The organism is Pantoea sp. Ep11b (assembly GCF_040783975.1).
Classification (GTDB): domain Bacteria; phylum Pseudomonadota; class Gammaproteobacteria; order Enterobacterales; family Enterobacteriaceae; genus Pantoea.
In genome coordinates, this window is the sequence record NZ_CP160631.1 from 2142026 (window position 1) to 2163280 (window position 21255).

General features: G+C 57.8%; 24 protein-coding genes. 9 read left to right on the forward strand and 15 right to left on the reverse strand.

Features of this window, described 5'->3' with window-relative positions:
* Positions 1 to 129: 129 nt before the first annotated feature.
* Together cfa and punC are read right to left on the reverse strand one after the other, a co-directional pair.
* On the reverse strand, positions 130 to 1278 hold the full coding sequence (gene cfa / locus AB1748_RS10185; protein WP_111139070.1) for a cyclopropane fatty acyl phospholipid synthase: 1149 nt from the start codon (positions 1276 to 1278) through the stop codon (positions 130 to 132).
* A gap of 309 nt (positions 1279 to 1587) precedes the next feature.
* Positions 1588 to 2790, reverse strand: a complete 1203-nt coding sequence (gene punC, locus AB1748_RS10190) for a purine nucleoside transporter PunC (protein WP_367395447.1) — start codon at positions 2788 to 2790, stop codon at positions 1588 to 1590.
* Positions 2791 to 2897: 107 nt separating this feature from the next.
* Between punC and punR the strand changes: the two genes are divergently transcribed.
* On the forward strand, positions 2898 to 3803 hold the full coding sequence (gene punR, locus AB1748_RS10195) for a DNA-binding transcriptional activator PunR (RefSeq protein WP_111139068.1): 906 nt from the start codon (positions 2898 to 2900) through the stop codon (positions 3801 to 3803).
* Here punR and purR read toward each other — a convergent pair.
* Positions 3800 to 4825, reverse strand: coding sequence for an HTH-type transcriptional repressor PurR (gene purR, locus AB1748_RS10200; RefSeq protein ID WP_128086201.1), 1026 nt, complete (start codon positions 4823 to 4825; stop codon positions 3800 to 3802). The genes punR and purR overlap by 4 nt on opposite strands.
* Before the next feature lie 282 nt (positions 4826 to 5107).
* Here purR and AB1748_RS10205 point away from each other — a divergent pair, with 282 nt between their 5' ends.
* On the forward strand, positions 5108 to 5197 hold the full coding sequence (locus AB1748_RS10205) for a YnhF family membrane protein (protein ID WP_095707274.1): 90 nt from the start codon (positions 5108 to 5110) through the stop codon (positions 5195 to 5197).
* Positions 5198 to 5245: 48 nt separating this feature from the next.
* Here the strand turns inward: AB1748_RS10205 and AB1748_RS10210 are convergent, their stop codons facing one another.
* Complete coding sequence (locus AB1748_RS10210; RefSeq protein WP_111139108.1) at positions 5246 to 6043, reverse strand: C40 family peptidase; 798 nt, start codon at positions 6041 to 6043, stop codon at positions 5246 to 5248.
* 365 nt (positions 6044 to 6408) lie between these two features.
* Between AB1748_RS10210 and AB1748_RS10215 the strand changes: the two genes are divergently transcribed.
* Positions 6409 to 6744 carry a Grx4 family monothiol glutaredoxin gene (locus AB1748_RS10215; protein ID WP_179291196.1) on the forward strand — a complete coding sequence of 112 codons (336 nt, stop codon included), beginning with the start codon at positions 6409 to 6411 and terminating at the stop codon, positions 6742 to 6744.
* A 42-nt stretch (positions 6745 to 6786) separates the two neighbouring features.
* Here AB1748_RS10215 and rnt read toward each other — a convergent pair whose 3' ends face one another.
* From rnt to AB1748_RS10235, 4 genes are all read right to left on the reverse strand, one after another.
* Positions 6787 to 7455, reverse strand: coding sequence for a ribonuclease T (gene rnt / locus AB1748_RS10220; protein ID WP_111139066.1), 669 nt, complete (start codon positions 7453 to 7455; stop codon positions 6787 to 6789).
* 120 nt (positions 7456 to 7575) lie between these two features.
* On the reverse strand, positions 7576 to 7983 hold the full coding sequence (gloA, locus tag AB1748_RS10225; protein WP_111139065.1) for a lactoylglutathione lyase: 408 nt from the start codon (positions 7981 to 7983) through the stop codon (positions 7576 to 7578).
* A gap of 116 nt (positions 7984 to 8099) precedes the next feature.
* Entirely contained in the window at positions 8100 to 9197 is a 1098-nt protein-coding gene (locus AB1748_RS10230) for an alkene reductase (protein ID WP_111139064.1), read from the reverse strand.
* A 50-nt stretch (positions 9198 to 9247) separates the two neighbouring features.
* Positions 9248 to 9844: a TetR/AcrR family transcriptional regulator gene (locus tag AB1748_RS10235; RefSeq protein WP_111139063.1), complete on the reverse strand. Its 597-nt coding sequence runs from the start codon at positions 9842 to 9844 to the stop codon at positions 9248 to 9250.
* Positions 9845 to 10016: 172 nt separating this feature from the next.
* Here AB1748_RS10235 and AB1748_RS10240 point away from each other — a divergent pair, with 172 nt between their 5' ends.
* The 4 genes from AB1748_RS10240 (at position 10017) to AB1748_RS10255 (ending at position 12430) form a co-directional block, all read left to right on the forward strand.
* A complete protein-coding gene (locus AB1748_RS10240; protein WP_111139062.1) occupies positions 10017 to 10256 on the forward strand; it encodes a DUF1289 domain-containing protein in 240 nt (79 codons plus the stop codon).
* A 75-nt stretch (positions 10257 to 10331) separates the two neighbouring features.
* On the forward strand, positions 10332 to 11228 hold the full coding sequence (locus AB1748_RS10245; protein WP_111139061.1) for an aldo/keto reductase family oxidoreductase: 897 nt from the start codon (positions 10332 to 10334) through the stop codon (positions 11226 to 11228).
* 84 nt (positions 11229 to 11312) lie between these two features.
* The gene (gene sodC / locus AB1748_RS10250; protein WP_111139060.1) at positions 11313 to 11831 is read left to right on the forward strand and encodes a superoxide dismutase family protein; all 519 of its coding nucleotides are present in this window, start codon (positions 11313 to 11315) and stop codon (positions 11829 to 11831) included.
* Between the two features lie 131 nt (positions 11832 to 11962).
* Entirely contained in the window at positions 11963 to 12430 is a 468-nt protein-coding gene (locus tag AB1748_RS10255; protein ID WP_111139059.1) for a hypothetical protein, read from the forward strand.
* Here AB1748_RS10255 and AB1748_RS10260 read toward each other — a convergent pair whose 3' ends face one another.
* Genes AB1748_RS10260 through AB1748_RS10270 form a run of 3 tightly spaced genes read right to left on the reverse strand, consistent with a single transcriptional unit; the run spans position 12431 to position 15527 of the window.
* A complete protein-coding gene (locus AB1748_RS10260) occupies positions 12431 to 14431 on the reverse strand; it encodes an FUSC family protein (RefSeq protein WP_367395448.1) in 2001 nt (666 codons plus the stop codon).
* Positions 14428 to 15285 (reverse strand): HlyD family secretion protein, encoded by an 858-nt coding sequence (locus AB1748_RS10265; protein ID WP_111139057.1) that lies wholly within the window; start codon positions 15283 to 15285, stop codon positions 14428 to 14430. The genes AB1748_RS10260 and AB1748_RS10265 overlap by 4 nt, the downstream gene beginning before the upstream one ends.
* A gap of 5 nt (positions 15286 to 15290) precedes the next feature.
* The gene (locus tag AB1748_RS10270; protein ID WP_111139056.1) at positions 15291 to 15527 is read right to left on the reverse strand and encodes a DUF1656 domain-containing protein; all 237 of its coding nucleotides are present in this window, start codon (positions 15525 to 15527) and stop codon (positions 15291 to 15293) included.
* Between the two features lie 150 nt (positions 15528 to 15677).
* Here AB1748_RS10270 and slyA point away from each other — a divergent pair, with 150 nt between their 5' ends.
* Entirely contained in the window at positions 15678 to 16115 is a 438-nt protein-coding gene (gene slyA / locus AB1748_RS10275) for a transcriptional regulator SlyA (RefSeq protein WP_111139055.1), read from the forward strand.
* Positions 16116 to 16155: 40 nt separating this feature from the next.
* Here the strand turns inward: slyA and slyB are convergent, their stop codons facing one another.
* Positions 16156 to 16623, reverse strand: a complete 468-nt coding sequence (gene slyB / locus AB1748_RS10280; RefSeq protein ID WP_111139054.1) for an outer membrane lipoprotein SlyB — start codon at positions 16621 to 16623, stop codon at positions 16156 to 16158.
* Positions 16624 to 16905: 282 nt separating this feature from the next.
* Here slyB and anmK point away from each other — a divergent pair, with 282 nt between their 5' ends.
* Positions 16906 to 18027 carry an anhydro-N-acetylmuramic acid kinase gene (anmK, locus tag AB1748_RS10285; RefSeq protein WP_367396338.1) on the forward strand — a complete coding sequence of 374 codons (1122 nt, stop codon included), beginning with the start codon at positions 16906 to 16908 and terminating at the stop codon, positions 18025 to 18027.
* 41 nt (positions 18028 to 18068) lie between these two features.
* On the opposite strand, the gene AB1748_RS10290 is transcribed toward anmK, so the two are convergent.
* The 3 genes from AB1748_RS10290 to AB1748_RS10300 all read right to left on the reverse strand — a co-directional run bounded on the left by AB1748_RS10290 (position 18069) and on the right by AB1748_RS10300 (position 20365).
* Positions 18069 to 18302 (reverse strand): DUF4060 family protein, encoded by a 234-nt coding sequence (locus AB1748_RS10290; protein WP_111139052.1) that lies wholly within the window; start codon positions 18300 to 18302, stop codon positions 18069 to 18071.
* A 227-nt stretch (positions 18303 to 18529) separates the two neighbouring features.
* Positions 18530 to 19741, reverse strand: a complete 1212-nt coding sequence (locus AB1748_RS10295) for a diguanylate phosphodiesterase (RefSeq protein ID WP_111139051.1) — start codon at positions 19739 to 19741, stop codon at positions 18530 to 18532.
* Between the two features lie 87 nt (positions 19742 to 19828).
* Positions 19829 to 20365 (reverse strand): N-acetyltransferase family protein, encoded by a 537-nt coding sequence (locus AB1748_RS10300; protein WP_367395449.1) that lies wholly within the window; start codon positions 20363 to 20365, stop codon positions 19829 to 19831.
* Between the last annotated feature and the right edge of the window lie 890 nt (positions 20366 to 21255).

Genomic DNA, 21255 nt, shown 5'->3' on the forward strand with positions numbered 1-21255 from the left:
ATCAGACCCACAGCAGCAGATACTGGCCCGCGCGATGACGCCCCTCATCCCTGAGGTAAGGCCATCGCCGGGCCCGTTTCCTCTTGTGATCCTGCTGCCTGCGGCTGCGGTAAGCGTCAGCCGCGTTGACTACCGCGCGACCCGCAATCCCCCCTCCACGCCGCGACTGAAGACGATCTGCCACAGCTGAATATCACGCGCCCGGAAGGCACCGGCACAGGCGTTAAGATAGTAGGTGAACATCCGTTTAAACCGTTCACCGTAGCTGTCGGCCAGCTCCGGCCAGGCCTGCAAAAAACGCTCATGCCAGGCCATCAGGGTTCTATCATAATCGGCCCCGAAGTTGTGCCAGTCTTCCAGAATGAAATGGGGTTCGCTGGCCTCAGCAACGTGACGCACCGAAGGCAGGCAGCCGTTGGGGAAAATATATTTGTCGATCCAGGGATCGACGCGCATATCTGTTTTGATCGCGCCGATGGTGTGCAGCAGAAAAAGCCCGTCCGGTTTCAGATTGCGATCGACCACATCAAAGTAGGTGGCGTAGTTTTTCGGGCCGACATGCTCGAACATCCCCACCGACACGATGCGGTCAAACTGCGCGTTGAGATCGCGATAATCCTGCAACAGAATCGTGACGTCTAAGCCATTACAGCGCTGCTGCGCCAGCTTCTGCTGTTCGGCGGAGATGGTCACGCCCTGCACGCTGACGCCATAGTGCCGTGCGGCAAACGCCGCCAGCCCGCCCCAGCCACAGCCGATATCCAGCAGCGACATCCCCGGTTTCAGCGCCAGCTTACGGCAGATCATATCCAGCTTGGCCTCCTGAGCGGCCGCCAGCGTTGTGGCCTCTTTCCAGTAGCCGCAGGAGTATTGCATATAGGGGTCGAGCATCAGGGAGAAGAGATCGTTACCCAGGTCGTAATGCTCTTTACCGACAATCCAGGCCCGTTTTTTAGACTGCAGATTGGTTAAACGTGCGGCGGCAATGCGCAGCGTGTCTTTGAAGTGGTGCGGAAGCTGCTGATCCAGCCTGTGTTTAAGCACGCGATGGAAGAACATATCCAGCCGATCGCACCCCCACCAGCCATCCATATAGCTCTCACCGAGCCCGAGTGACCCCTCCTGCAGGACACGCTTAAAGAATCCGGGATGCGTGACCTGGATATCCCAGGGGCGTGAACCATTAATTTCGATATCCGCTTTTTCCAGCAGCTCGTGAATGATGCGATACCAGGGATTCTCTTCCGGGCTTACTGCTTCTGCATAAGATGAACTCATAGCTTTTCCACCACCTGTCCAGTCTGAGCCTGCACAAAGAGTAGCCAATTTGTCAGGCATTGAGAAACGCAACGGATGACTCCGCACACCGATTATCTGTGTGGTACAGAGGACTGGAGTAGCCTGTGACAGGGCGGAAAAGGTAAGAATAACGCGTGCAGATACCGTCCCGGCAACAGGCTGCCAATCAAGTTACTACGTTATTATCTTTTTGATTTGTCGAAGATTATTTGACCCGGATGAGTATATTCTCACGCGGGTCAATGTTCAATGGCTTATTGTCAGCAGGCTAACTAAAAAGCCTGTGCGTTACTGATTATCCTGGCAGGCAGGCTGAGAGGAGGCAACAACCGTTTGTGCGCTTGCGGCACGCTGCATGATGTAACCGATTAGCGCGAGCAGAATCGTTACCGTCATGATCAGGGTGGTGGTAAACAGAGGCTGGGTTAATCCGGCCGACACGGCCAGGCTGGCGACGAAGCAGAGTCCCAGCTGCAGCGTATTCTGTAGCGCGGCCGCTTTCCCGGTCGCGTGCGGGAACGGCATCAGCGCGCTGGCGACCACAATCGGATAGATCGCGCCATTTGCCAGCGCCATGCCGCAGAATGGCACCATCAGACCGGCCAGGGTGCTGCTGCCTGAAAGCGCCACGGCGAACAGCGCCAGAATGCTCAGGCTGTAAATCCCCAGCAGCGCGGGCAGGATCTGTGCGCCATTAAAACGGTTAAGCAGGGCACGACAGCCAAATCCGCCAATCAGGAAGGCGAGCGTCTGCGGCACATAGCTCAGACCGATATCGGCGGGTGAAAGGCCCAGATCCGCCAGGATAAAGGGGGAACCGGTCAGCCACGCGAAAAAGCTGGCAGAGCAGGCAGAGTAGATCAGCACATTGCCGCTGTAGATACGTGATTTCAGCAACGTAAAGAAGCCGGGCTGCGATCCTTTCTCCGCCGCCACCTTGCGCACGGCGGGCAGACGCAGGGTCACGAGGATGAGCGCCACCGCAATCAGCGTCAGCACCAGGAAAATTGAACGCCAGTGGAAGTGACCGATCAGCCAGGCGCCCAGCAACGGAGCCAGCGCCGGTGAGAGGGCGACCAGCGGCATGATGGTGGCGAAAACTTTGCTGGCGCGTGCGGCAGGATAGCGGTCCACCACCAGCGCCTGCCAGCTTACGGCAGCGGCACAGACGCCAATTGCCTGAACAAATCGCAGTGTCAGCATCAGGGAAATGTCGCTGACCCACAGCATCCCGGCGCAGCCGACTGCAAACAGCGTCAGACCGGCCAGCAGTACCGGCTTGCGGCCAATCCGGTCCGACAGCGGCCCCCAGAAGAGCTGGCCACAGGCGAAGCCCGCCAGAAAGAGACTCATACTGGCGCTGATCAGGCCGGGCGAGGTGTTAAAGCTCTGCTGCATCGCACCGAAGGCGGGCAGGTACATATCCGTAGCCAGAAAGCCCAGCATACTCAGCAGGGCAAGATAGGGCATAAATCCTTTATTCGATAACATCTGATTCTCATTTTTGCAGAATGAACGCGGCAGAGTGTAAAAGGTGCGTTTGCCGCTGTGAAACGCTAATATTTGCCGATTGCTGTTAAAAATTTTGAAGGCAGATTATGTGGTCGGAATATGCATTAGAGGTGGTTGACGCGGTGGCCCGCGGCGGCAGCTTCAGCGCAGCAGCACAGGAGCTACATCGGGTGCCCTCTGCCATCAGCTACACCGTGCGTCAGCTTGAGACCTGGCTGGCGGTCCCGCTGTTCGAACGTCAGCATCGGGAAGTGGTGCTGACCCCGGCAGGCGAACATTTTGTGCGGGAAGGGCGCAGCGTTATCAAAAAAATGCTCGCTACCCGCCGACAGTGTCAGCAGCTGGCGAATGGCTGGCGTGGTCAGCTGAGCATCGCCGTCGATCGCATCGCTAAACCGCAGCGTACCCGACAGCTGGTCAAAGATTTCTATCGCCACTTCCCGGATATGGAGCTGAGCATCAGTTATGAAGTGTTCAATGGCGTCTGGGATGCGCTGGCCGATGGGCGGGTGGAGATCGCGATTGGCGCCACTCAGGCGATTCCGGTAGGCGGGCGTTTTGCCTTTCGCGATATGGGCACCCTGAACTGGCGCTGCGTGGTCGCGCCCGATCATCCCCTGACGCAGGCGAGCCAGATAGATGATGACACGCTGCGCAGCTGGCCGTCGCTGGTGCTGGAAGATACCTCGCGGGCGCTGCCGCGCCGGATGACGTGGACGCTGGACAATCAGCGCAGGCTGGTGGTGCCGGAGTGGCAGACCGGGCTGGAGTGTGTGCAGGCGGGATTGTGTGTGGCGATGGTGCCCGGCCATCTGGCCAGACCGCTGCTCGACAGTGGCGATCTGGCCGAGCTGACGCTGCCGGTTCCGTTTCCGGACAGTCCGTGCTGCGTCAGCTGGGCAGAAGATCGTGCATCACCGGCGACAGGCTGGTTGCTCAGCTATCTGGGTGATGCGCAGACGCTTAATCAGGAGTGGTTAAGCGAGGATTAACGCCGGTAGTCGCGGAACGGGCCATCGGCGACGGAACGACGTTCGATCAGCGTCGGGTGAACCTCGATGGTCTGCGACACTTCACGCTTGCTGGTAATGCGGTCCAGCAGCATATCCAGCGCCTTTTCGCCCAGCTGGGCTTTCGGCTGATGGACGGTAGTCAGGGCTGGCGCGAAATAGCGCGCGTTGCGCACATTGTCATACCCGATCACCGAAATATCCTGAGGAACGCGTAATCCCATCTCGTCGGCGGCGCAAATCGCCCCCATTGCCATGATGTCACCGCCACAGAATACCGCCGTAGGGCGCTGCTTCTGCGACAGAATCTGCTGCATGGCCTGATAGCCAGACTCCGGCTCGAAGTCGCCCTGAACGATCCACTCGGCGCGCGGCTGGATATTTGCCTCTTCCAGCGCCTTCAGGAAACCGGCATGACGGCCACCCCCGGTATTGCGCTCCATCTGGCCGGGAATGGCGCCAATATCACGGTGCCCGCGCTCAATCAGATAGCGGCCGGCCAGATAACCGCCCTGGAAGGCGTTGTCCAGCACTGTGTCAGTGAAGTCGGCGCGGGATTCGCCCCAGTCCATCACCACCATCGGGATGTTGCGATTCTCTTCAAGCATCTGCAGCAGGTCGTCCGGGTATTCGGAGCACATCACCAGCAGGCCATCCACGCGCTTCTGCGCCATCATGCTGAGATAGGCGCGCTGCTTTTGCAGATCGTTGTGGGCATTCCCCAGGATCAGCGTATAGCCCTTATCGAAGCAGTGATTCTCGACGGCTTCGATAATTTCAGCGAAGTAGGGCGCTTCGCTGGAGGTGGCCAGCAGCCCCAGCGTGCGGGTGTGGTTCACTTTCAGGCTGCGTGCCACGGCGCTCGGTGAGTAGTGCAGTTCCTTGATCGCCTGCCAGACCGCTTCGCGCGTCTCTTCAGCGACAAAGCGGGTTTTATTAATGACGTGCGAAACGGTGGTCGTGGAGACGCCAGCGCGTTTTGCCACATCTTTTATTGTTGCCATGTAAATCAGACTCCGGTGCTTATCTAACTCTCTGATAAGCGTAGTGTTAAACGTTTGCGTCTGCTCAGGGTTTTTTTCGCAAAAATGCAGCGTTGCTGGCCGGTAATCTGACCGCGGGCGACGGAAATCACGCCTGAAAAAAGGTGCAAACGGAATCAGCGTTGCGCGCGTTGCGCAACAAAGGCGGGATTCTAACAAGGCTGGACGGATAACACGAGATTTTTACCGGGTCGTGTGGGAAAATGAAATAACCCTGTGAACTGTGTGACTAAGGAGCAAGCCGTGAGTACCGACCTCAAACTGGCATTAATGACCACCGTTGGCTGTCTGCTGATGATTGTGGCCTTTAGTTTTACCGCCATTCTGCACTGATAAAAAAAGCCGGGATTTTCCCGGCTTTTTTTCTGACTCTGCTGCTGTTCAGCGGATCGTTTTCGGCGTCATCACCCGGCGGGCGCCGATGTAGTGGCGCTGCCAGTAATCTTCCCCTAATGCGCTGATCTGGATATCTTTGCCGGTGCGGGGCGATTGAATAAACTTGCCGTCACCCAGGTAAACTCCGACATGATCGGCGGTGCCGCGGCCATTGATGCGGAAGAAGACCAGATCGCCTTTCTCCAGCGACTCACGCTTGATCGGCGCGGCGTCACGCAGGTGGTACATCTCATTGGCGGTACGCGGGATCTTAAACTTCACCAGATCCTTATAGGCGTACCAGACCAGACCGCTGCAGTCGAAACCGGTGTGCGGAGACGTTCCGCCCCACTGATAGGGTTTTCCCAGCTGACCCATCAGCTTGGTCATCGCCGTTTCACGCGCCTTCTGGTAACGCTGGCGGTGAGATTTGCTCATTTTAATGGTGCCGGTTTCGCGGGTATCCGCGTCGGCGGTTTTCAGCGCACGCTGATGACCATAGCGTTTCTTTTCGTGATTCTTGCTGATGCGGGCGGTTTTAAGCGAGGTCTTCTTAGCGGGTGTCTGTGTCGCGGTGAGTTCAGCTTTTTTCTGTTTTTTAGTTTTGAGTTTCTGAACAGGCGTGACACGCGGTTTTTTCGTGACCGTTTTGACCGGGCGGCGCTTACGACGCTCATCGTCGCGCGCACTCTTTTTCTCTGCTTTATGCGAACTGACGTTCACCGGCGTGTGAGGCGACGCGGCGGCGGTGTTGAAAAACAGTTGCGCAAAGGCCAGCATGAAAAGCGTAATGATTAAACGCATAGTCCGTAAGTAAGTTAAGTTGTCATGGCCACTACGCACCGTGACAAAGTTGAGATTAATCTGATCGAGGATCAGCGCCCAGGCCATTCTAGTCCAGTTCTTTTAAAAACAGTAAGGTCTTTTATTATTAATCTTTGTAACCGCTGAAATTGCGCTGAAAATGAACATTTTCAGCATCTTATATCAGCAAATTTATTACGAATTATTAATCTGTTACCCGCTGTTAATCATCAGGAAACGTAACGCATTGCGGCATAACTTAACCATGATGGCTATTCAGGCGGGCAGCAGGCAAAATCTCGTTTTCAGTCACGCTGTGAAGTCGCTACAATAAACAAACACGAAGTCGCGAATTAAGGAAGGCAATTATGAGTACTGTAGAAAAAATTCAGCGCCAGATCGCAGAAAATCCGATCCTGCTGTACATGAAAGGTTCCCCGAAACTGCCAAGCTGCGGTTTCTCTGCGCAGGCGGTGCAGGCGCTGTCAGCCTGTGGTGAGCGTTTTGCTTACGTGGATATTCTGCAGAACCCGGACATTCGTGCCGAGCTGCCGAAATACGCTAACTGGCCAACCTTCCCGCAGCTCTGGGTGGATGGCGAACTGGTCGGCGGATGCGACATCATTGTTGAGATGCTGCAGCGCGGTGAACTGCAGTCGCTGATCAAAGAGACCGCAGAAAAATTTAAAGAAGCAGAATAAAGAAAAGGCCGACATCACGTCGGCCTTTTTCATTGTGCAGGATTACGCAGATTCTCCGGCGTCAGCAGCCTCACCGGCAAAGGGCAGAGGCCAGCCACCCAGGCGTTTCCAGCGGTTAACCAGCTCGCAGAACAGAGTCGCCGTCTGCTGAGTGTCATAGAGCGCGGAGTGCGCCTGCGTACTGTCAAACTCCATCCCCGCCGCAATACAAGCTTTCGCCAGCACGGTCTGACCCAGCACCAGTCCACTCAGGGCTGCGGTGTCAAAGGTGGCGAACGGATGAAATGGATTGCGCTTCAGGCTGGCGCGTTCAGCTGCGGCGGACATAAAGTTCAGGTCAAACGTGGCGTTGTGCGCCACCATAATGGCGCGGTTACAGCCGCTGTCCTTAATGCCTTTGCGGACCATTTTGAAGATCGCGTGCAGCGCTTCATACTCGCTGACCGCGCCCCGCAGGGGATTGCTGGGGTCAATACCGGTAAAGGCCAGGGCCTCAGGATGCAGCAGCGATCCGGCAAAGGGTTCGACGTTGAAATGCAGCGTCTGATCAATCTCAATCCACCCCTCTTCATCCATTTTCAGCGTGATAGCGGCAATTTCCAGTAACGCATCGGTCTGCGCATTGAAACCCGCGGTTTCGACGTCGATCACCACCGGGTAGAAGCCACGGAAACGTTGATTGAGTGCATTAGGGGAATTCGATTCAGACATCAGGATCTCGCTGCAGAAAAAGGGCAGCGCGCATTATGGCAAAAAACGGGGCCGGGTGCAGCAGATGAAGCGCAGAGAAGGGGATTCAGCCCGCCCGGACGGGCAGGCTGACAGGCAGGTTTAGTTGCCGAGACCTTTACCGGCATCTTTGTTTTCGATCAGCTCGATTTTGTAACCATCGGGATCTTCGACAAAGGCGATAATGGTGGAGCCGCCTTTAACCGGACCGGCTTCACGCGTGACGTTACCGCCATCTTTGCGGATACGTTCGCAGGCTGCTGCCGCGTCATCCACGCCCAGTGCGATGTGACCATAGGCATTGCCCAGATCATATTTGTCCACGCCCCAGTTATAGGTCAGTTCGATCACGGCACCTTCGCTTTCGTCGGTGTAACCCACAAACGCCAGGGTGTATTTATATTCGGTATTTTCGCTCTGACGCAGCACGCGCATGCCCAGTACACGAGTGTAGAAATCAATTGAACGTTGCAGATCGCCAACGCGCAGCATGGTATGAAGTAAACGCATAACATCCTCTTTGAAATAGAAACGCCATCGCCGGATGACCCAGCGCTAAGTATAGCGATGAAAATCGCCTGTGAATAATGGCTGCCGTCATCGTCCCGGACAGCAGCCTGACCCGCTTACAGCGTCGGGTAATCGATATACCCTTCAGCGCCACCGCCGTAGAAGCTTTCCGGGCGCTGTGGGTTGAGTGGGGCATCCTGCTGCAGACGTTCCACCAGATCCGGGTTTGCGATGTAATCACGGCCAAAGGCGACCGCATCGATCAGACCGCGTGAAATCAGGTCGTCCGCTTTTTCTACGGTGTAGGCACCGGCACCGATGATGGCACCCGGGAAGAGATCGCGCACTTTCTGACGGAAAGCCTCGGTGTAAGGCTTTCCGCCCGCCCAGTCTGGCTCAGAGAGGTGCAGATAAGCGATGTTGCGTTTCGCCAGCTCACCGATGTACCACAGCGCCGCCTCTTCTTCGTCCGGGCCGTTGTCCAGATTCTGGAAACTGCCGACAGGCGAGACGCGGATGCCGATGCGGTCGGCAGACCAGTTGGCGATCACCGCATCAACGACTTCCAGCGCAAAGCGACCGCGTTTTTCGATGCTGCCGCCATACTCATCGGTGCGCTGGTTTGAATCGGGGGCCAGGAACTGGTGGATCAGGTAGCCGTGCGCCGAGTGCAGCTCAAGCAGGTCAAAGTCCGCTTCACGCGCGTTAGCCGCAGCCTGACCAAAATCGGCTACGATCTGCTGAATTTCCGGCACCGTCAGTTCGCGCGGCAGAGAGGTCTCTTCGCGATAGACGCTGCCATCTTCCGCACGCAGAGAGGTACGGGTGCCTGCAGGCAGGGCCGAAGGCGCAACAGGGGCTTTGCCTTCCGGCTGCACACTGTTATGCGAGATACGGCCGGTGTGCCATAACTGTACGGCCGTGTGACCGCCCGCCTGGTGCACGCCGTCGTTGATCTCTTTCCACGCCGCGATCTGCGGCTGGGTGTGCAGGCCAGGCGCACCGGCATAACCTTTCGCCTGGAAGGAGATCTGGGTCGCTTCGGTGATGATCAGACCGGCGCTGGCGCGCTGACGGTAATATTCCGCCATCATCGGCGTCGGGATGTCGCCGGGTTCGATGCTGCGCAGACGGGTCAGCGGTGCCATAAATACGCGGTTCGGGACGGTAATTGCGCCGACTTTCAGCGGACGAAACAGCTGGGTACTCGCCATAATAGCTCCTGATTAGTAGACCAGTCGTCTACAAACACGTTTTTTAAAAATCAGCGGCGTTCGAGCCACTGTTCGAGGGTGCTCAATGCCAGACGCAGTGGCTGCGCCTCGCGGGAAATTTTGCTCTGCAGGCTGGCGCCGAGCCACAACAGCGACAGCAATTCCGCCATCTGCGCCGGAGGCTGCGGAAGGTGAAGAGACTCCTGCTCGGCTGCGGCAGTCAGCGTCCGGGCATACAGGGCCGTGATCTTCGCCGCCCCCTGTTGCAGGGCCGCGCGCATCGGTTCAGAGAGGTCGCACACTTCGGCTGAGACTTTGACGCCCAGACAGCCCACGATATGCCCCTGTTGCACAAACAGTTCAACGGCGGCACGGAAGTGATTAAGCAGACGCTCCGTCGGCGTGCCCTCGGTCTGATTGAGCTGAAGCGTCACATCCTGCAGGTAACGCGCAAAGTAGCGCTCCAGCAGTGCCACGCCAAACGCCTCTTTAGAACGGAAATAGTAGTAGAAGGAGCCTTTCGGCACCGCCGCCTGGGTCAGCAGTTCGCTCAGGCCCATTCCGGTAAAGCCGCGTTGCAGACAGAGCTGTTCACCTGTCTGAAGCAGGTGTTCGCGGGTTGCATTACGCTGTAGCATCTTATTCATGGCAGTGAGGTTAGTAGACCAGTCGGTCTAATGCAACGTCTCAGGGTGCATTCCGCACAGAGTGTTCACCTGACCGGCCAGGATCAGGATAATTCTGGCCGCGCGGGGCGGACTTTCTGCCTGACCAGGCTACGCTTTTATTGACCGTTTATTCTGTGAAACCGGAGGCGTGGTGGCCGAGCAGCTTGAGTTTTTCCCGGTTCCCAGCCCCTGTCGCGGTATCTGCCAGACGGATGCACGCGGCTACTGTCTGGGATGTTTACGCAGCCGCGATGAGCGGTTCAACTGGCTGCGCTTCAGTGATGCGCAAAAGCGTGAGGTCATTCGCCTGTGCCAGCAGCGTCGTCTGCGCATGCAACGGCAGCAGAAAGGCGAAGAGCCACCCGATCCTCAGCAGCCAGAGTTGTTCTGACGACTATCCCCGCTCGGCTTTCCGTTATACTCTCTGGAACGCTAATTTCAGCCAATGCGCAACAGGGAGAATGTCATGTTACAACCGCAGGCCATCGCCTTACAGGGCCCCGAATTTTCACCGCTGGTTATGGGGTACTGGCGTCTGATGGAGTGGGGCATGTCGCCTCAGGAGCGGGTCGCGTTTATTGAGCACCATCTGAACCTGGGGATCACCACCGTCGACCATGCCGACATCTACGGCGATTACCAGTGTGAAGCCGCATTCGGTGAGGCGCTGAAGCTGGCGCCCGGCCTGCGCGATCGGCTGCAGATTGTGACCAAATGCGGTATCGCCACCCGCGCCCGACCCGAAAACCGGATCGGTCACTACATTACCGATAAAGCGCATATTCTGCAGAGCGCGGAAAACTCGCTGCGCCATTTCCATACCGATCGGCTTGACCTGCTGCTGATCCATCGGCCCGATCCACTGATGGAAGCGGACGAGGTTGCTGACGCCTTTATGGCCCTGCATCAAAGCGGCAAGGTGCTGCACTTTGGCGTCTCCAATTTCACGCCTGCCCAGTTCTCCCTGCTGCAATCCCGCCTGCCGTTTTCGCTGGTCACTAATCAGCTGGAGATCTCCCCGGTGCAGCAAAGCGTCCTGCTGGATGGAGCACTGGATCAGTGTCAGCAGCTGCGCATCCGGCCGATGGCCTGGTCCTGTCTGGGCGGCGGCCGCCTGTTTAACGATCCCCATTTCCAGCCGTTGCGTGATGAGCTGGAAGCGGTCCGGCAGGAAACCGGCGCAACCAGCCTGGAGCAGGTGGTCTACGCCTGGATAGTGATGCTGCCTTCGCGACCGCTGCCGATTATTGGCTCAGGTAAAGCGGCGCGGGTGAGTGAGGTCGCGCGTTCGCTTGATCTGACCCTGACGCGTCAGCAGTGGTTCCGCATTCGTAAGGCCGCCCTGGGCTATGATGTGCCCTGAAGCGTAAAGCTGCGTCAATTTCCGGCAAAACAGCGCAACAGCGGCCAGACTTATCGCACACCCTGGTCTGCAAACGGAGTTACCATGAAACTGAAAGCAGTTGCGCTATGTGCTTTGATCGCCTGCGGCTCGGCTCAGGCTGCCAGCGAAGAGGTCAGTATCCATCAGGTTACCGCCGAAGGGGTTGGTCAGTCGCTGGGCACTGTCAGGATCGACGAGACGCAGTATGGCCTGCAGTTCACGCCTGAACTGCAGGGGCTGAAACCGGGCATTCACGGCTTCCATGTGCATGCGAAAGGGAGCTGTGAACCGGGCGAATCGGAAGGCAAGGTTGTTGCTGCCGGTGCCGCAGGGGGGCACCTCGATCCGGCTAACACGGGCAAACATCTGGGGCCCTATGGTGAAGGACACCTGGGCGACTTGCCTGCGATCTATGTGGACGACGCTGGCAAGGCAACCTATCCGGTGCTGGCTCCACGCCTGAAGTCGCTGCAGGAAATCAAGGGCAAGGCGCTGATGGTGCATGCTGGCGGGGATAATCACGCCGATCAGCCCAAACCGCTGGGCGGTGGCGGGGCGCGCTATGCCTGCGGCGTCATCTGACTTTAGCGGGCGGCCGACGCCAGCCGCCCGCTTTTCACCCCCCTGTTTAGTAATTGTTGTACCATCCCCGCCATTTCCCCCCTATGATATTGATTCAGGTACGAAAGCGTGACGGGGAAGGAGCGGGAAAAATGAGAGTCAAGGGCGCATTACTGCTGTGTCTGCTGCTGGTGGGATGCGATAAACCCAATGATACGCAACTGGTGACTGAAACCGGTCGCGAGCTTCAGCGCACCATCGACACCAGCCCGATGCGTGTCAACTGCGAAAAAATCGCCAGAGGGCGTGAATGGCTGAGCCGCAACATGGTGCGTCAGCTGGAGAAACAGGGGTGCGACCAGGTCTTTCGCAGCGCCACCGAAACCAATTTCACCGAAACCACCATCTATCGTCACACCATGACGATGGTCTGTGGCGGGATCCGCGGTCAGAGTTTTACCGGCAGTGAACTGACGCGCCGGTTTATCTTCTCACCGGATGAGAAGGCGCTGGTGATCGAGCCGATGACCGAGATGGATAAAACCCGCTTCGAAGGCCACAAAACATTGCAACAGCTGCAGGAGGACTTTAACCGCCAGCAGCAGCAATATTGCCAGTGATCAGGCAGGCACCGCCTGTTTAAGCTGCGCCAGCGAACAGCGTAAACGCCAGATAATGCCCGCCAGTTCGCTGGCATCGTTGCTTTCCAGCGCCAGTAAAGTAGCGATGGTTGCCTCCAGTTCCGCCAGCGCCCGATCCAGCGAGCTATGCTGTACGCCCCGACTGCTCATAATCTGCTGCAGATGACGCAGACTCTCCTCACGAAACGCCATCAACGTCGCCGAACTGGCGCGCCACTCCCGCAGCTGCCAGACAATGTGCGAACAGTTCAGCAGCACCACGCCCCAGCGCAGAAGCCAGACACGCGCCTGTTCATCCCGGCTGTGGCTGAGCTGACTGATACGGTGATAGATCTGCGACTCAAAGCGGCTCTCGCTGAGACGGGGACGCTGTCGCAGCTGATCGAGAAACGCCAGCCGCAGTGCGCGGATATGGCGACGGCTGCGCCGTGCGTCGGAGCTGGGCCGCAGGATCTGAAACGCCAGCCAGGCCAGCAGCACGCCGCAGACCTTGGCGATGTTGTCGTTGAAGAATGCCTGATAATCCCAGTCTGGTGGATTGGTCACCGCGATAAACGAGCCCATAAAGACGATAAATTGTCCCCACATCCCGGCGCGCTGTTTCTGCTGCAGTTTAAAGAGCTGCAGCGTTACCAGCAGCGGAAAGAGCAGCAGCAGAAAGGGCCACAGCTGACTGATCTGCACCATCAGGCCAAACTTCATCACAAAACTAAAGGCAAACAGCCAGAGCAGGGTCTTCAGCAGCAGGGTGACGCTGCCGCCGGGTGAGGGTGATGAGGCGTAGAGCACGCAGGCGATGGCCGTTAAGGTCAGCGCAGCGGCGCCGGAAGACCATTGCGTGTTAATCCAGAACGCGCAGCCGAGCACGATGACGGAGAAGGTGCGCAGGGCGCTCCAGCCCGCTTCGGCGCTGTCACTGTCGCGGGCCAGCGCCGGCACCGGCGGCGGCTGAAAGCGGGTGTCCGCATCGGCGCGTTCCAGCAGGCGTATCCAGCGCAGCACGTTAAGGTACATCCAGCAGAAGTAGCGCAGCCGCTGGCAGAAGGCGCGCTGCCGGTAGTCGCCATCCGCTGCGGGCGTCACGCTGCGCAGGATCTGCGCCAGCCGGTACTTGTCGCACGCCGGTTTCGCCAGCTCCGCCAGCAGTTGCTGCAGCGCCGTGAACAGCGTCTCTGGCGCATCCGGCCAGTTCAGCAACATGCGGCGCAGGCTGGACAGCACGCTGGTCAGCCGCAGCTGCTGATGCAGCACATAGTTCAGCACGTTGTTCTGGCGGCGAAAGCGATAGTGACTCCAGAACGCCTGGATCCGCAGCAGATTCATGGTCAGGATCTGGCTGATTACGTTTTCATGCGCGATACGGATAGTGTCGCTGGCCGTGGGCTGCAGCAGCAGCACGGCGTGCTCCAGCAGGCGGTCGTGCATCTGCTTCAGTGACGTAATCAGCGTCTCTCCATCCGAGGTGCTTGGCAGCACCATCATCATCAGCCCGGCACACAGAATGCCGGAGATGACCTCGCAGACGCGGGCCTGAGCGATGGTCCAGAGCGTGGTGATATCCGTAATATTGACGCTGCTGAACGCAATAATGGCTGCGGTATAGCCCGCCAGCGAAAAGGCGTAGGCGACATTATTCTGATAGTGACTGGCGATCCCGGTGCAGAGCGCCAGCCAGCCGGCAATGGCAAAAGTAAACAGCCAGGGCTCATTCAGGGTGTGCCCGGCGATCAGCAGCGCGGCGCTGGCCCCCAGCAGGCTGCCGACGATGCGGCCGAGACTTTTGCTTATCGCACCGCCGACGGTGGGAAAACTGATGACGGCGGCAGAGGTCATCGCCCAGTAGGGTTCGTCAAGATCCAGTCCATAGGCGATGCTGAGCGCCAGACACATGGCGATAGCGTTGCGCAACGCATAGCGCCACTGTCCGCCGCTGGCCTTAATCCACGGCAGCTGATCCCAGGCCAGCCACTGAATATTCATGGCTGAATCGTGATCGTACAGCTGGTGCCTGCGACCAGGTCGGCGCTGGCGGGTAACGGGTTGAGGCGAATACGCACCGGCACGCGCTGCGCCAGCCGGACCCAAGGCACGTTGGGCTTGATATCGGGCACCAGCCCGCTGTCGGTCCCGATACTCTGGTCATAGATGGCGCGGCCAATGCTGTCGACTTTGCCCTGCAGCTGCATCCCGTTGCTGTAGAGCACCACCTGTGCAGCCGCACCGGCCTGAATATGGCGCAGTTTGGTCTCTTCAAAATAGCCCATCACATACCAGGAGTGTCCATCCACCAGAGCGAACAGCGGCGTGCCCGCCGTGGCATAGTTGCCCGGTCGCAGCGTCAGGTTAGTAACCCAGCCATCCACCGGGGCGGTCAGCGTCGTCTGCTGCAGATTCCAGCGCGCCCGTTCCCATTCTGCCTGTGCCGCTTTGGCACTGGCGGCCGCGGCTCCGGCGCTCAGGCGTGCCGCATCAAGATCTTCGGCGGAGATGACATTGCGCGGCAGGCCGCTGCGGCGGTTAAATTCATGCTGCGCTTTGGCCAGGTCGGCCTGCGCTTTGCTGAGCTGGGCGGCGGCATTGTCGAGCGCAATCTGCCACGGCACCGGATCCAGCGTCAGCAGGGGATCGCCGCGATGCACAAACTGATTGTCCCTGACGCGAAGCTGGGTGATGCGGCCCGAAACCTCAGGCGTGATATCCACCAGCTCCGCCCGGACTTTGCCGTCGCGAGTCCAGGGCGACTGCATGTAGTAGTTCCACAGCCAGCCGCCAGCCAGCAGCGCCAGCGCAAAGACGATCAGCGTGGAGAAATACTTTACCGCATTAAATTTCATCTCAATTATCCATGACCGATGAGCCAGAGTGCGGCGGTGACGCACAGCACAAACAGGGAGAGATCAAACAGGGTGGGATGCCAGACATCGCCGGAGTAGATCCAGCCACGTACCAGCGGGTGGATCAGCAGCCAGAAAAAGAAGCCGAGGATCACCGCTTTGAACATCGGCGGGAAAAAGAGTGAGGCACCCACGACCAGATCGGTCAGCGGTTTCGCCCCTGAAAGCGCAGGAGTGAGCACGTAATAACATCCTTCGTTAACCCAGACGGCAGACTCCGGGCGCAGCTGCGTTTTCGGGGTCAGGTCCGGGATTTGTAATTTGTCCTGTAAACTCGCAGAATAGTGTAAAATCTGGCTTGATAGCTAGCAAGCTAATTATAAGGAGATGAAATGGATACGCCACTCGGAACGGATTTATCTCGTTTGGTGCGCATCTGGCGCGCGTTGATTGATCAGCGGCTGAAACCGCTTGAGCTGACTCAGACTCACTGGGTGACGTTGCACAATATTCATCAACTGCCGCCTGAGCAGTCACAGATCCAGTTAGCCAAGGCGATCGGGATTGAACAGCCGTCTCTGGTGCGTACGCTGGATCAGCTGGAGGAGAAGGGGTTAATCACCCGTTCGACCTGCGCCAACGATCGTCGTGCCAAGCGTATTAAGCTGACGCAGCAGGCGGAACCGATTATTGAACAGGTTGAGAGCGTCATTGATGCGACGCGCGACGACATTCTTTCCGGGATCAGTCAGGAGGAGATCGGACAGATGGTGACGCTGATCGCCCGGCTGGAGAAAAACATTCTCGAACTTCAGCATAAAGAGAAATAAAAAAACCGACGCCCGGGCGTCGGTTTTTTGTCTGACGCTGTTAGCGAGGTGAAACGGTCACCTGGCTTCCGTTAGACGCCATCACAACACGCTGACCCACGGAGTAACGGGACGCATCCTGTTTCTGCACAACCATGATGGTGTTGCCATCATCCTTACGGATTTCCAGCTCGACGCCATCAGTTTTATTGATTGCGCCCTGAACGCCCTGACCGGCTACGCCACCCAGCACCGCACCACCGGCTGTCGCCAGGCTGCGACCGGCACCACCACCAATGGTGTTGCCCAGGAAGCCACCCAGCACGGCACCGCCGATAGCACCAATAACGTTGCTGTCACTGCCGCCCTGAATCTTCACCGGACGAACAGAGACTAACGTACCGTATGAAACGCTCTGCACCTGCTTGGCTTCGCTGGCACTGTAGGTATCACCCGACAGCGTACTGGTATTGCTACAACCTGCCAGCATCATACCGGTCAGAGCGACCACAATTACACGCTTAATCATTTGAAACTCCTTTAGTCGAGAGGGCGCCACGTTTATCGCTGTATCCTGCTCTCAGTATAAGACACAAACCTGGCAAATTAATCCCTGTCCGAACAAAACGCGGTTGGACGAAGCATAGACTATGCAGGAACAACAATAATTCAATCGGGAATGAAAAAAGATGGCGTTGCGTTATCGGTTAGCACGTTTGGATTAAAATAAATTAATCATAGAATTAGCGATCATTATTTGTCAGGCTAGCCGCAGACGAATTGCACATCGCGCCGGGAGTAAGGAATGGCTATGAAATCAGGACGCTATATCGGGGTAATGTCAGGCACCAGCCTGGATGGAGTGGATGTGGTGCTGGCCGCCATCGACGAGAATATGGTGGCGCAACAGGCGAGCTACTGCCATCCGATGCCCCCCGCGCTGCGTCAGGCGATTCTGGCGATCTGCCAAGGGCAGTCTCTGACGCTGTCGCAGCTCGGCCAGCTCGATACCCGCCTCGGTCAGCTGTTTGCTGAGGCGGTGGTGACACTGATGAAGCGCGAGTCGCTGGAAGCCAGCGATATCACGGCGATTGGCTGCCACGGTCAGACCGTCTGGCATGAACCTCAGAGCGAGGCCCCCAACACGCTGCAGATTGGGGATGCGAATCAGATTGTCGCGGCGACCGGCGTTACGGTCGTAGGCGACTTCCGCCGTCGCGACATGGCGCTGGGCGGGCAGGGCGCGCCGCTGGTGCCCGCTTTCCATCAGGCGCTGCTGATGGATGCCGCCGAACGCCGCATGGTGCTGAATATTGGCGGCATCGCTAATCTCTCGCTGCTGATCCCGGGGCAGCCGGTGCGCGGTTTTGATACCGGCCCCGGCAATATGCTGCTCGACGCCTGGATCTGGCGAAATCAGGCGCTGCCCTATGACCGGGATGCGCAGTGGGCCCGCAGCGGGACGGTAATCCCGGCCCTGCTTGAGGCGCTGTTGCGGGAGCCCTGGTTCGCGCTGCCACCGCCGAAGAGCACCGGCCGTGAACACTTTAATCTGGGCTGGCTGGAACAGCATCTGCGCTACTTCCCGGGGCTGGCGCCGCAGGATGTGCAGGCCACGCTGGTGGAACTGACAGCCATCACCATTACCCATCAGGTTTTACTCCATGATGGCTGCGATCGTCTGCTGGTATGTGGTGGCGGCAGCCGCAACCCGCTGCTGATGGCGCGACTGGCGGCGCATCTTCCGGGAACCGAGGTGACGACCACCGACAGCGCGGGCGTGAGTGGTGATGACATGGAGGCGCTGGCGTTTGCCTGGCTGGCCTTCCGCACGCTTTCCGGGTTGCCGGGCAATCTGCCCGCCGTGACCGGCGCACGGGAGAAAAGCGTGATTGGGGCCATCTTTCCGGCTAATTCACTCTACCGGCGATAGGTGGAGAAAGGGGGCTGTCCGCCCCCGGCAGGTAAGATCCGTCAGGCGGCACCAGAGAGGTGCGAAAGTTTGCGCACGCCGGTAATAACCGTGGCAACCATGGTTTCCCGGCGGGTGATCACTTCAACCTGATAGAAGCGGCTGCGGTAGGCAATGGAGTAGATAATGGGATGGTACTTGTTTCCTTCCCCGTAGCGGGAGTAGTGCGCTTCAAGCGCACGGGTCGCTGCCAGGATATGGGCGGGTTCTTTATCACCACGGATAATCTGCTTCATTCAGTTCCTCAAATGCTGTCCCTGGAGTCACGTCGCACGCATGGCGCGTTGCGCTGGCCTAAACACTGAACATCTGACTGCTAAACATTTAATCACTGATGGGGTAATAACTGACTCTGCCGCGGGAAGATGACAGAAAAATGATCTTCCGGCGCTGTTAATTATTTAGCAGCGGCCGGATGATCCAGCAAGGCGGGTGAGGACAAATTCATCCAAATCGCAGGGGGTTAGTTCAGCTCCGGCCAGGCCACGGCGCCGATGCCGTTCAGTTCAGGTTTTGAGAACAGAAATCCCTGGAACTGAGTCACGCCGGCTGCCTCCAGCCACATCCACTCTTCCGGCTGCTCAATGCCTTCGGCGATAACGCCGATTTCCAGTGAGGCGCAGCATTTCAGAATGGCGTGAATGATCGCCTGCTTGGGACCGCTTTTATGCACATCCGAGATAATGGCGCGGTCGATCTTGATCTTGTCAGGCTGGATGCGGGTCAGCAGCGACAGCCCGGCAAAACCGGCACCAAAATCATCCAGCGCCAGGCTGATACCGGCGGCCTTCAGCTGCCTGATAGCGGCTTCAAAGGCTTCAGGCTGGGAGATAATTTCATTTTCGGTGAACTCCACCATGACCTGCTCCGGCACCAGGCCGTGCGCCGCAATCTCATTCAGTAAATAGGGGACGGCGTCGGGCACGGTGACCAGCGTCATCGGCAGCAGGTTGATCGACAGGGTCATTCCCTCAATCCCCAGCTGTTTCGCCTGGGCGAAGGCGTTCTTTTTCGACCTCAGATCGATCTGATAGAGCTCCTCGCGGGGCAGCCGGGCAAAATAGTCGAGCGGGGATTCCCCCCGGGGACCGCGCAGCAGCGCCTCCAGCGAAACAATTTCGCAGGCGAGGGGATCCACGATGGGCTGGAACGCGAAAGTGATCTCATCCGCGGCCACCAGCGACACGTCACCTGCACGCTGCTCTGACTCATCACGAATAAATTGCCAGTTGCTGGCGGCGGGGATCTCAAAATAGTTCTCTTTTTCCCGTGCCTCGACAAAGGTACGCAGGAACTGCAGCGCCCGGTCGGTATAGATCATCTGAAACTTACTGGTACATTTTTCCAGAACCGCTTCCAGCACCCGCGCTTTGTCATGCTGCCGCAGATCGAACAGCTCCATGCCGACGTGACCAAAGCGGCGCGACGGCGCGTAATCGCGCAGCAGCTCAACCAGATTATGGTGGCGCGGATCCCGGCAAATCCGGCTGTAAACCGCTTTGACTGCTGCTTCCGGGCCTTCCAGCAGCTGGAAGAAATGCGTGCCATTGAACAGTAAGATACCCGTGACGCTTGATGAGCGATTGATTTTGTTCGCTTTACGCGCCAGATCAGCCAGGGTATCAAGCGGCACATGGTCGGTAATGTGGCTGCGATAGATGATTGTCGACAACATAACGGTTTCCGGGATTTTTTATTTTTTGTTAACACACCTTACCAGAAGGTTCTCCTGCGGAGAACGAGGTCCGGTGCGCCTTTTCTGTTACAGCGATGTTTCGCTGCCTGTTGGCAGCGCGGAATCACCTAATCCCAGCGCCCGCTGCATAAAAACGGTATCCAGCCAGCGTCCCTGTTTGAACCCCACCGCGCGCAGGATGCCGGTGGTCTCAAAGCCGGCGGCACGGTGCAGGGCGATCGAACCGTGATTCGCGCTGTCACCGACATTGGCAATCAGCTGGCGATATCCGGCCTGCTCAGCCCACCGGATAGCGTGCTTCAGCAGGCCTGAACCGACGCCGCGCTGCTGAAAGCCGGGATCGATATAGATCGAGTCTTCCAGCGTATGCCGGTAGGCGTGGCGGGGACGGTAGGGCGCCAGATAGCAGAAGCCGCATACCAGGCCGTGGCTGACGGCGATAAACCAGGGCAGGCCCGCCTGCTGAATCTTTTGCATCCGCTCACCGATTTCGGTGACGTCGGGCGGGAGGGTCTCAAAAGAGCCGGTACCGTTCAGAACATGCCAGGCATAGATCTGCTGAATCGCTGCGATGTGACGAGGCTCTGCATCAAAAATTTCCACGTTTGTATGGGGTTCCGACACGCTGCACAGGGTTGAAAAGCAACGTTATAGCGGGCGGGCGGAGGACGCAATACAAATATGACAGGCCGGGGTCTTTTTATGACAGCCACGATCCCCGGCAGGCGGTCTGAACGGCGACGGGACACCGTCGGGCGGAATAAACAGCATGAATGAATCCGCGATAAGCCTATTCTGAAAACCGCGCCCGCCGGATGATTCCGGTCCGGGTTGCGGCTATTATCTCTGCGGTTCCGGTAAGGCGAATATATTATAAGGAGGCGCAGCGTGTTGCGATTCGTTGATTTTCTGAATAGTCAGCAGGGGCTGCGTGCGGCCAGAAATCATTGCTTTGAATTAAATGGCGTTGTGCTCGGTCATTTCACGGCGTTATTCCTGCATGATAATCAGATCATATTTACCAAAGATGGCCGGCAGTGTGCGGTGCCTTATTATCTGGGCCCCGATGAAGATCTCCTTCAGCAGAAAGTGAATCCGCGGGTTAAAAATATCCGTGCGATCTGATTCACGTCCTCTCTCTATTCAGCGGGACAGAGACCGCACCTGCATTACATCTCTTCCATCGTCGGACAGTTATATCTGATGCGGCCAGGCGAACTGAATCTGTCTTGATCCATCGCCCCGCTGCGCAGCACTAAGCTCTGTATTTCCACCGGGTTATTTCTCCGGCGCACCGCTCTCCGGGGCCGGAACAATAACCGCCACAACCGGGCGCTGATCGAACAGTCGCGACTCCGCTACCCGAGACTGCCAGCCTGAACAGAAACAGGCCAACACCCGTCGCCGGCTCTTCAGCCCTGACGCGTGCGCCCCTGTCAGCAGCAGGCACGATGATCAGCATCGTGATAATCGTACCCTCAAACAGCAGCCTG